The organism is Nitrosomonas sp. Nm33 (genome assembly GCF_900107265.1).
Lineage (GTDB): Bacteria > Pseudomonadota > Gammaproteobacteria > Burkholderiales > Nitrosomonadaceae > Nitrosomonas.
The window spans coordinates 1-11,020 of sequence record NZ_FNPJ01000086.1 but is presented as its reverse complement, the minus strand read 5'-3'; the positions used below and the strand labels follow the sequence as shown (position 1 = coordinate 11,020).

The window sequence follows — 11,020 nt, the reverse complement described above, 5'->3', positions numbered from 1 at the left end:
CCAGGCCAAAACAATCAGAAAAAAGGAAGGATGCTCCATCGAGCAGCTCTTTACCGCTTATGCACTTTAAATCATTTTATATGGGATCAGCTATACATTCCATCGTTGTGATGGACAATGCCACCTTCCATAAGAGACTAGACACACGGGATGCCATACATAACGCCGGGCATACCCTTGAATACCTTCCCGCTTATTCTCCTGATCTCAATCCCATCGAACACAAATGGGCACAGGCCAAGGCGCTCCGTAGACAACAAAACCAAACCGTCGATACGCTCTTCAAATCCTATGCATTCTGAATCATTCTTAACTGGTTAGGCTATAATTGATCTGTTCCACTTGCTTTTCTTGCCATGATTTTTTCCTCGTAATTCATGGCTATATTGTTTCATTTCTTCATTTTTCAATGCAAATTGGAATAACCTCGCCCGGTTTCCGCCTCTACTAGCGCAAAGCAAATCTCAATGTGTTTTTGTACCAGATGATACAGGATGGTTTCTCCTGGCCGGTGCCGCTCATTGAGTATGCATTTCCTACCAGCCATCTGATGGGTAGATGAGTGCAGGTTAACTCTTGGCTTGCAGAACATCGCTGTTGGCATGATCGCTGGGAGCGAATTTTGTTCTCAGAGTCTCGACTTGTCGAAATATGCCTTGAGTTATTTCACCAGACACTCATCGTTGATCAGATTTGAACAAATCGAACAGCAATTATTTTGTCAGCAATCAGCTGAACTTGGCAGTGTGTTGTTGAGGCTAAACTCCCTCTACTTTATCTTTAATTAACTCTGAGAAACTGCCGCCCCTCATGCAAGCAATCGGATAGTTCTCTGTAGACAGTCTTTAACCGCGCCTGGCTAAAATCCTGATCAACAGCGCGCAAAATACGACGTGCCAATGGGCCTTGTTCCAGTATGGTGGTTAATGCATCCTGCCAGGGTTGGATTTTCTGCTCCAGCATCGCTGAGGCAGCCAGATGCTGCCACAGTTCACGCGCCTCACAGCATTGCGCAGGAAAATCCATTAGTCCCAGATATTGTTGATCAGTGATCCTGGTTTGTTCGGCATCCCGGATGCAATCATGCAGGATCTTGACCAGGCTATCGGTGCTGATCGCCTGCTGATCTGCAAGCGATACCGTTTGTTGATCATAGAGCGCATGCACGCTATCGCGCACGACCGCAGCGATGACCAGATCAGCAGCCGGACATTCCTGGACATCGATCAGCCTGATTTCAATTGCATTGCGCATGAAACGCGCCACAGCGCCCCGCACATTGAGCCATTCGTATTGCAATACTCTCTCTGAATCAAGTGTAGCAATCTCACGGTACATCGGGTTCAGAATCTGCGTTTCATACATTGCACGGCTCGTGATCGTGTCGGGCACAACTTTTCCCATCGTTGAGGGGATTTTCATTTGATGCGTCAGGTAATTTTCTAAGCGGCTATCCAGAAAACCAGTGTGACGCCCTTCAGCAATTGGGGAACTCGCTGCCAGTGCAGGTAGAATAGGTAACAGCAGCCGAATGGCTGCGTGCAAGCGGGCAAATTCGGTATCATCAGCAAAGGGCATATTCAGATGCATGCTCTGCAAGTTGGCCCAGCCATGGCGCTTGCAATCAAAAATACGATCATATGCACGATAAATTTCTGCATGCTCATGCGGCCATAATCGTGTTTCGATTCGGGGATTCATCCAGGGATGCATACCAGAAGGCATCAGCCTTGCGTTCATGGATTCAAGCTCACGGTTGATGCGCTGGATTTCACTTTGAAACAGTGTGGGAAGAGATTCAATCACTGGCTCAGGATGGGTATTCTTAAGCTCAAGCAAATGCAGCACAAGCTCATTGGACCAGGACAATCGGCCACACTCGACCTCAGTAACATACTCGCCAGCGAGCATATGCAGCAATTCATCTGCAATGGGGAGAATGGAAAGGCTCTCGCGATCGACAATCATATACTCCAATTCAATGCCGTAGCCGGAAAACGCAGGTAACACGGCCTTCACCACCCTCCTCCCTGCTTACGCCTGTCCAATCGATGCAAAAATACCGTCATAATCTGCTGATATAGTGCATCTTGCAGGATACCGTCTTCATTACCGGCATCGACGTTGGGATTATCATTGATCTCGATGACATAACAGCGTTTGCCGACTTGCTTGATATCTACCCCATACAGACCATCACCGATCAGATTGGCTGCCTTCAGTGCCATCTTTACTACCTTGATCGGGGCTTCTTCCAGTGAGACAGCTTGTGTAAGTCCTTCTACATAATCGCGTTTTTGTTCGCCATGTTTGACAATCTGCCAGTGTCCCGGCGCCATGTAGTATTTGCAGACGAATAAGGGACGACGATCCAGTATGGCTACCCGCCAGTCGAACTCAGTTGGCAGATATTCCTGGGCCACGATCAGCTCCGATTTGTCCAGCAACTCATGTACTTTGTGGCGCAACTCTTCTTCTGTCGTGACCTTGGCCACTCCCAGCGAGAATGAACTATCCGGCTGCTTGAGCACACACGGCAAAGTAAGTGCTGGGATCACCTGCTCGACATTGTCCCGGTGGACCAGCAAGGTTTTAGGCACAGGAATGCGGTGCCGGGCCATTAACTCAGCCAGATATACCTTGTTGTTGCATTTAAGGATTGAATTCGGATCATCAATCACCACCAGGCCTTCGGCAGCGGCTCGCCGCGAAAAGCGATATGTATAATGATTGACATAAGTGGTATCACGAATAAACAGCGCATCGAATTCAGGCAATCGGCCAAAATCAGTATGCGTAATGAATTCGACATGCATGCCGAGACTTTCTGCCGCCTTCTCAAACTGTTTCAATGCCTTGGCATTGGAAGGTGGCTCCGGATCGTTTGGGTCACGCAGAATAGCTAAATCGTAGCGAGGCGCAACCTGCTTCTGGGTCCATGGTTTGTGCCCGGAAAAATAATCCGTGGCAGCCTGCACAACAAAATCTTGATGTTGCGGCGGAATCTCGCTTGCGGCAATAGTCTTGATGTTCCGAATACGCCACTGACCATCATGGCGATCGAAATAAACACGCAGCAACGGCGCTGGCAACAAATTAAACAACTGGCGACTGAGCTGGTCGTAATGTTTGGCCACATTGCGGCCAAAATAAATGCTGAGCTCGAAATGCTCTGATTTGATTAACGCCAGTGATTTTTGTATTTGCTCATCCAGATTTTCTGTAATCAATCGTACCAAACCAGGAGATTGCAGATCCTCGATGGCGTTCGCGCGAGGAAAAGGCTTATGCCCGCGTGCTTCCGCCAGCAGTGAAACATAGTAGCCGAGACTCTGGTAACGATAGGATCTGCACAGATTAAAGACACGCACTCTGAGTTGACTGCCATATGCCGGGTCAGTCAAATACACTCTGGCAGACACCACCGTCACGTCAGGAATATTCAGCGGCCAGTCATGGGGATTACTCACGACAATGAGATTGCTCATGGTAATTCAATTGCTTGTTGTTCGAGTGCTCGTGGGGGATGGATGACGAGCAAGTTGGAATCATACGTCACGATCCCCAGTAGAATTGCACCGATCACCCGGTCAATATTACTCCAGTACTCCTGGGTAGGCCCATAAGGATCAGCCACCAACAGAGTACGCTTGGTGCGATTATAGCCAGCAATAACCACGAAATGGCCCGAGGGGAAGCCGCGTATATCATTCGGCGTATCATCCGGTCCATGTTCGCGCGCGACACGATACAAAAACGTCGAGCTCAATCCAGTCAGAATCGGCAGACCACAATGTAATAGACCATAAATCAGCAAATGGGAGAGATCAACCAACTGTATTCGCCCACCCAGTCTAAGAAACTCCAGATAACCTTCGGTAACATAGTGCAGCCTGCGATCTGTTTTGACCTCACGCTGCTGCTGCAAGCGCTCAGCAATATCTACCCCCGCCACAAACCAGGTCGGGTCGAACACCATCAGATTGTAGGTATAGATGGTGACCTGAAAACCATTGCGTAAAGCATCGCACCCTAGAAAAACATCGAATGTGCCTCTACCACTTTCCACTTTACGGATGCGGGCAATGAGATCTTCCAGCGGATCATTCTTCCCCCAATAGTTATAAACAGCATGCAGACAAGTCGGGCCACAAGTGGTCTCATCCGGCTGGGGCAGTATCTTGACGGGTAGGTAATGTATGGGTCTCAGCTTGGCAGCCATTCTCATCCGCCTCCTAAAGCATGGATAATATATTTATCATGTTAAGGAAAATATGAGTAAGAAACTACAGTAGCATATTGATTACTTATTCAGGTTTTCCTCATGCACTTTACGACTAATCGTACGCAATTGCTCGTATAATTCCTGCTCTTCCTGAGTGAGATGCTCCGGCACTTTCAATCGAATCCGCAAATAGAGATCGCCTGTCCGCTCACTCCTGAATGCGGGCAATCCCTTTCCTTTTACACGTAATACCGCATCAGGCTGCGTGCCAGCAGGGACTGTCACATCGATCGAACCATGCAATGTCTGCACATTGAGCCTGGTACCCAGCACCGCATCGATAAGAGGTAGCATTACTGTGTGCAACAAATCAGCGTCTGCTCGCTCAAAGCGCGCATCTTGCCAGGTCCGTACCACCACATACAGATCGCCCGCAACGCCATCAGGTGAAGGGCTTGGCATCCCTTTGCCAGGGATACGCAACGCCATGCCTTCTTCAATCCCAACCGGGATTTTTACCGTCAACGCTTCCTTTTGTTCGACCTCACCGCTGCCATAACATTCCGGGCAAGGATGATCGATAATGCTGCCACGCCCGTGGCAGGCTGAGCATGGGAGTATCTGCTGAATCAGCAGATGCTCTTTTTCCTCACGGCGACTATGCGTGATGCGCCCTGTTCCGCCACATGTTTCACATTTGCGTGGCGCAACACCTCCTTCACCACCTGTACCATGACAGGCAGGGCAAGTGGCAGGACGGAGCAAATGAACGACTTCTTCTCCACCTGCCGCAATCCGTTCCAGCGTGACATAAAGATCTACCTCGATATTTGTGCCACGAACCGGCCTTGCTCGCTCCCTACCTCGACGAAAGAAGCTATCAAACAAATTACCCATGCCGAAATCAAAATTGAGCCCACCAAAAATATCCTCAAAATTGATACCGCTGAACAAATCCTCCGGCCTAGTTCCTGCTACTCCCGCAAACCCGCGTGCATCATATTCTGCCCGCTTCTGCGGATCAGAAAGAATCGCATAAGCCTCGGCAATTTCCTTGAAACGCTCCTCAGCCCCAGGTTCCTTGTTACGGTCTGGGTGATACTTCAGCGCAAGGGTACGGAAAGCATCCTTGATCGCCTTTTGATCGGCATCCTTGGCAACACCAAGTACTTCATAATAATCACGCTGATCGGAAATAATGCTTCCCCTGGTTTTTTGATTATCGTTACAAACTCATTTTATTAATTGGAAATATTTCCTCAAATTTTCTTTTAGTTAGCAGTAGTTCGGTAAATTCTAGATCAGAAACTTAACTGCGTGCGGAAAGAAAGTACTGAAGGATTATCTTTCCGCGTTGGCGTACCCAAGCCTGCATTCCCTATATTGGCTTCAGTAAGGTAATAATTCAGCATAAAACGGATATTTTGGTAAGGATACCAATTAATACCTAGCGTGATTACTTGAACCTGACATTTTGAAGTACCCGTTTTGCAGGGATCAGCACTAAGGCTCTGATTGATGTTCTCAGCGAAATCATAGCGGGCGGCAAGCTCCAGTGCACCCAATTTATTGATCGGTTTCGGCTTACCAAAAGTGCCACGATCCTTCTTATAAACTGCATTCTCTCCAGTCACAAACCAGCTTGCTTGTATATAGAAGACATGAATAGTGGAATCCTTTGTGTTTCCATTTACTTGATGAGTATTATCAAGTCCCGATATCGCATACTCACCCTGTAGCGTTAACGCTCTGAAGGAATACGCCATCTCGGCGGAAAAAGTCGATTGACTATTACTATTAGGTGCGCCTGGGCTTGCTCCTGCAACACCCAAGGATTTGCTTATCCCCTCACGTCCACCATAAATATCAACTATCCTAGCTGGTAACGAATCTTTACTGGTAGTATCTCTACTCACAGAAAATCCAAGATGCAGAATGTTGCCTTCTTTATCTATAGGCAACCAAACCGCGCGACCACCATAAGTTATGCCTTCAATAGGCAAACCAAAATGAGAAAGACTCATGACATCGATGCCAAAACCAATATTATCTCTGATTGTTGCCTTATAACCGATTCCAGTTAAAAATTGTCGTCCGCTATATATTCCAGTAGAGGAAGTGGATGGACGTTCCATGAGGGTAATTTCATTGGAGCTGGTTAATTCTTCCATACCACGATAAGGTTTGAATTGACCCAGTGTGATCTGGCCTGGACCTAGTTTAGTTGAAAGCCACGCTTCACGGAGGCTATGAGGGAAAGGGGTATTAGCATTGATAGCAAAGTCATTTTCAAATTTGAAATTTAAACTGTAGATTCTGCCTGTGAGCGTACCGTAAGTACGGCGCCAATTAAACCCATCACGATCATTACTGCTTAAAAGCTGGCTACCAAATGGAGGAAAATCTGGATTAGCATGATCTGGAGAAAATGAATGTACATCAAAATGACCGCGACCATTGAGTCCTATCTCAAAATTACCGTCATCACTCTTGATTCTGGGGCCACCTTTAATGGTCACGTTAACTGCATAACAGGAAGCTATGCTTAAAATGATCAATACCAGAGTGATAAAAAACTGAACAGTGCACTTCATGCTTGATTTTTCAGTAACAATTGCGATCATAACGCACTTGCTTGTATCTATGGTAATAAAAGGATAATTTTCTGTTACTCATTCTCGCTCTGTATTTTCGCAGAAACTATCATTGAGACTCTCCGGCTAGTTGCTACAATAGTTTTTATTAGTTATTGCAAACAACTCAATTTGTAAGATGAGTAAACGTCTAGCCACTTGGTTAATGGCCTTTGCTGGCTTCATCATCATAACTGTATCTAGCTTCTATGCATTTCGACTTTCTCTTTTAGAATCTCTCATCAGCGAGCAGCTACGCAAACAGGGCATCCTAGTACATTCCCTTTCGGTTACGGATATCTCGTTCAACACCCTGCTTTTGCGTAACCTGTCGATGGGCAATGATAAAGAGCTGCAAATCGACAAAATTCATGTCACCTGGCATTTGCGCGACCTGCTCGCGGGTACGGTAGGCTCAATTGAAATAAGCGGTCTGCAAGCAGCGCTCAATCTGGACAGTAAACGATCACCGATGAGTGTGCTGCAACCCATGATTTCATCGTCTGGAGAAAATACTGGTCAATTCAGGTTTCCTGCCATTTCACTGCTAGATTCAACTATTCATCTGCATTCAGCATGGGGTAATTTTGCCATTACTCTGACAGGCAACCTCGATCGAGGAGGGTGGGAAAGTCAGGCTGCATATCTGCGTGCCGAAATCAGCGGTGCACCGGGTCAGATCAAAAGTACGCTTACTGCAACCCTGGGTGCGAACGGAAATCTCCAAGGCAAGATCACTGTGTCCGAAGGAAAGCTGAACTTGCCCAAGATGGAAGTTTTCAATCTCTCTGGCGAGGCTGCTTTCATACTAACAGCGATGCGCCCACAACACATCAAGGCTGAATTCGTGTTATCCGATATTCATCTGCCAGGTAGAAAACTGGCAAAGCAAATCTTTAAACAAGCTAGACTCAGTTTGCAAATGGATGAAACTAATGCACAGTTAACTGGAAAATTACTAACCTCCGATGACACACATGTGGCACATTTAGATGTCACGATGCGTCATTACCTTGTCGCACCTGACATTGATCTAGCCCTCAATACGAGCAGTACAGCCAATCTTGACTCTGACTGGCTGGCAAGTTTCGGTTTACCGCCAGGCACGGTTATTGACCGAATCAAGCTAACAGGCGCATTCCATGGTTCGCCAGATGCCTGGACTGGCAAGCTCGATCTGCATGCCGATGCAGACCGGCTGGTTGCCGGACCGCTGGTTGTCCATCGAGCCTCTGCTACCTTACCGCTGCAGCTCCACTTCGACCATGGTACTTGGCGAATGGGACTGCAAGAATCGGGGCAGCTCACACTCGACAGAATTGACCCGCTTAATGCTGTCAGCCTCAAGGGTCCTTTAAATCTGTCTATTCAAAAGATGGATATCGAACTGGTAAATCATATGCAAGGTCTGGCATTCAATCATTATCTCGTAGCAACAGCAACAAACTTTACGCTACTTGTTAAACAAGAAGAAACTCAGGCGATTGAAGCACAGATTCATCCCGGGAAAATGATCCTAAGCGGGAAATACGATGCAGGTAAAAAATACCAAGGCAAAGGTATCATTAATGGTATGGACCTTACTCTACCGCAATCAAACCTACACCTGGATAATATTGCTGCGACGCTCCACCTTGGCACTCCAGAAAAAGGCAATATTGCCGACTTCACCATCGGTAAGCTACACCATCAAGTATCAGCGCCCTACTTTGCCCCCCTCTCCATTTCTGGCAGTATTAAAAGTAAGTCTGTCCATGGGCAATCCAAGATATATTCAATGAATGCTGTTGGCGGTGTACCAGGCACATGGTATTTGAGAATCATGGGAGAGCAGGTGCTCGATAGCGGTGACGGCATGCTAAAGATAGTGATTGCTCCCTTAGATTTTGCAGTCGATGGCCTACAACCTAAAACGCTTTTTCCTAATCTTTCCCAGCTGAAGAATGTAAGCGGCATGGTCAGCGCCAGTGCTAAGTTCAGGTGGTCCAAGAAAGGCATAAGCAGCAGCGGCATGCTTGAGCTGGACAATGTATCGTTTATCCATCAGGCTGGCAAAATCAGCGGGCTGAATGCAACACTGAATTTAACTGACTTGTTGTCACCCAGCAGCCCGCCCCAGCAAACCCTGACTATTCGGCGTATTGATTTGGGTATTCCCATAGAAAGCCTGGTGATTTCCTATCAAATTGAAGATTCACCGCCTCGAATTGTCCTCGAAAAAGCAAACCTTTTCTTGCTTGGCGGCATAGTGTCTTTAGGCCCTACCCTCATCGATCCAACTTCTGCTCGCAACGATGTGGTGATATTCGTAAATAATATCGATCTCGAGGCCTTTTTTGATCAGGTTAAGGTAGAAGGATTGACTGGCAACGGTCGCCTAGATGGCAGTGTTCCGATCATGCTCGAAGGCGATCACATCATCATACGAAACAGCCATCTTGAGGCAAAGGTACCAGGCATGCTGCAATTTCAATCTGAAAAAGCCTCACAATTATTAGCGGGCTCAGGCAAAGAAATGAAATTATTACTCCAGGCTCTGCAGGACTTTCACTATACAGAGCTGTCATTAAAGCTGGATAAATCCGCTGCGCATGACCTGGTAACCACTCTCTCTCTGCTGGGAAATAATCCAAATGTTAAAGAGGGGCGGATGTTTCGCTTGAATATTAATCTTGAAAGTAATATTGGCAAGATTCTGGAGGCCATTGGTCAGGGCTACAGACTTTCCAATAAAGTGCTGCGCGACCTATTCAGGCTACATTAATTTTTATTTAGTTAAAATGTATGTATTGTATGTTGTTATGATTATTACCCGATCGTGCAGAAACCCGGATCCAAGGATCAATCAGTAAAGGAATGCAACTGTGTACAAAACCTATCAAATAAGAAATATCCCATCTATCATGGGATCATTGATATTTTGCTGCCTGGTGATCACCGCCTGTACACCAACAGTCAAAGTCGAAGCACCACAAGAACCCATCACCATTAATCTTAATGTCAAGCTGGATGCTGATATACGCGTACAGCTTGAAGAAGAGGCGAAGAAAGACATTGAAGCCAATCCGAATGTTTTCTAGTCCAAAATGAAATTGATAAGGAAATCATCATGCTACGTCTTCCATCCATTCTAAAAACAAAATCCCTAGTGGGAATCCTGAGCGCTGTGCTTTTGACACTATCACTCTATGGAACGCTGGTGTGGGCCGATAACCTGGAACAGTTGCGTACCTCAGGAGCGATAGGTGAAAGTTATAGCGGTTATGTAGTTGCCAGAAACTCCAGCGCTCAAGCTGAGGCTAATGCCATTAATACTAAACGTAGAGCAATTTATCAGGAAAAGGCTGCTACCCAAGGTGTGAGTGTTGATCAGGTTGGTAAAGTTTACGCCATGGAAATATTCAAGAAAATCCCTGCTGGCACTTGGTTTCAAAAAGAGAATGGTCAATGGGTACAGAAATAAAGATCAGGTTAGCACTCATCTTTCTTAAGAAGTGAAGAAGTGCAAACAGGATAGGCATAGACGCATAGATATTATTCATTTCTGCATTTTTTCTCGCTCAGCTTCCGCCAGCAATTTAGCCATCGCTTCCTCAAGCCCATGTACGACGCGTTCTTCTGCACTTTCTCCTCTTCCACCTAATGCCAGTTCTTACAGTTGGAGGGGTGACCCAAAAATTATGGTAATGGGCCGGAAATGCGGCCACGCCACACCCACTGAGAGTAACTCATAAGCACCTCTGAAAGCAGCAGGTACCGCTGCTGTGACTGGATAGCGCGAAAGAATCATCCCAATTCCTGGCCGGAACGGTTGTATAGCCTAACCAGTTAAGAATGATTCAGAATGCATAGGATTTGAAGAGCGTATCGACGGTTTGGTTTTGTTGTCTACGGAGCGCCTTGGCCTGTGCCCATTTGTGTTCGATGGGATTGAGATCAGGAGAATAAGCGGGAAGGTATTCAAGGGTATGCCCGGCGTTATGTATGGCATCCCGTGTGTCTTGTCTCTTATGGAAGGTGGCATTGTCCATCACAACGATGGAATGTAGTGGCAATTTAGGCAACAAGTCCTGCATCGCCCATCCATGAAACACATCAGCATTGATGTTGGCTTCAAACAGGCCGATGGTTACCAGTAACTTTCCAATCAGGGCACCAATCG

Annotated in this window: 10 protein-coding genes; 4 read left to right on the top strand and 6 right to left on the bottom strand. The window is 46.7% G+C overall.

The features are described from left to right. The coding region (locus BLV54_RS13275; protein ID WP_256329493.1) for a transposase at window positions 1-302 on the top strand (302 nt) is incomplete at its 5' end. Window positions 303-780: 478 nt separating this feature from the next. On the opposite strand, the gene BLV54_RS13270 is transcribed toward BLV54_RS13275, so the two are convergent. The 5 genes from BLV54_RS13270 to BLV54_RS13250 all read right to left on the bottom strand — a co-directional run bounded on the left by BLV54_RS13270 (window position 781) and on the right by BLV54_RS13250 (window position 6,849). Then, window positions 781-2,019, bottom strand: a complete 1,239-nt coding sequence (locus BLV54_RS13270; RefSeq protein ID WP_090572116.1) for a carboxylate-amine ligase — start codon at window positions 2,017-2,019, stop codon at window positions 781-783. Continuing rightward, entirely contained in the window at window positions 2,016-3,488 is a 1,473-nt protein-coding gene (locus tag BLV54_RS13265; RefSeq protein ID WP_090572115.1) for a RimK family protein, read from the bottom strand. The genes BLV54_RS13270 and BLV54_RS13265 overlap by 4 nt, the downstream gene beginning before the upstream one ends. After that, window positions 3,485-4,222, bottom strand: a complete 738-nt coding sequence (locus tag BLV54_RS13260) for a C39 family peptidase (RefSeq protein ID WP_090572114.1) — start codon at window positions 4,220-4,222, stop codon at window positions 3,485-3,487. Before BLV54_RS13260 ends, BLV54_RS13265 begins: the two co-directional genes overlap by 4 nt. Window positions 4,223-4,303: 81 nt before the next feature. Continuing rightward, entirely contained in the window at window positions 4,304-5,422 is a 1,119-nt protein-coding gene (dnaJ, locus tag BLV54_RS13255; protein WP_090572113.1) for a molecular chaperone DnaJ, read from the bottom strand. Window positions 5,423-5,526: 104 nt separating this feature from the next. Then, complete coding sequence (locus BLV54_RS13250) at window positions 5,527-6,849, bottom strand: OprO/OprP family phosphate-selective porin (protein WP_256329492.1); 1,323 nt, start codon at window positions 6,847-6,849, stop codon at window positions 5,527-5,529. 148 nt (window positions 6,850-6,997) lie between these two features. Here BLV54_RS13250 and BLV54_RS13245 point away from each other — a divergent pair, with 148 nt between their 5' ends. The 3 genes from BLV54_RS13245 (at window position 6,998) to BLV54_RS13235 (ending at window position 10,321) form a co-directional block, all read left to right on the top strand. Continuing rightward, window positions 6,998-9,622, top strand: a complete 2,625-nt coding sequence (locus BLV54_RS13245; protein WP_090572112.1) for an intermembrane phospholipid transport YdbH family protein — start codon at window positions 6,998-7,000, stop codon at window positions 9,620-9,622. A gap of 100 nt (window positions 9,623-9,722) precedes the next feature. Further along, complete coding sequence (locus BLV54_RS13240; RefSeq protein ID WP_256329491.1) at window positions 9,723-9,938, top strand: YnbE family lipoprotein; 216 nt, start codon at window positions 9,723-9,725, stop codon at window positions 9,936-9,938. A gap of 29 nt (window positions 9,939-9,967) precedes the next feature. Further along, window positions 9,968-10,321: a YdbL family probable chaperone protein gene (locus BLV54_RS13235; RefSeq protein WP_090572111.1), complete on the top strand. Its 354-nt coding sequence runs from the start codon at window positions 9,968-9,970 to the stop codon at window positions 10,319-10,321. 376 nt (window positions 10,322-10,697) lie between these two features. On the opposite strand, the gene BLV54_RS13230 is transcribed toward BLV54_RS13235, so the two are convergent. Further along, on the bottom strand, window positions 10,698-11,020 hold a 323-nt coding region (locus BLV54_RS13230; protein ID WP_090571816.1), incomplete at its 5' end, for a transposase.

What these genes read in the sequence shown, in the direction of transcription:
- BLV54_RS13265 (WP_090572115.1), bottom strand. Translation starts at nt 3,488, where the DNA reads ATGAGCAATCTCATTGTCGTGAGTAATCCCCATGACTGGCCGCTGAAT.
- BLV54_RS13260 (WP_090572114.1), bottom strand. Translation starts at nt 4,222, where the DNA reads ATGGCTGCCAAGCTGAGACCCATACATTACCTACCCGTCAAGATACTG.
- BLV54_RS13250 (WP_256329492.1), bottom strand. Translation starts at nt 6,849, where the DNA reads ATGATCGCAATTGTTACTGAAAAATCAAGCATGAAGTGCACTGTTCAG.
- BLV54_RS13245 (WP_090572112.1), top strand. Translation starts at nt 6,998, where the DNA reads ATGAGTAAACGTCTAGCCACTTGGTTAATGGCCTTTGCTGGCTTCATC.
- BLV54_RS13235 (WP_090572111.1), top strand. Translation starts at nt 9,968, where the DNA reads ATGCTACGTCTTCCATCCATTCTAAAAACAAAATCCCTAGTGGGAATC.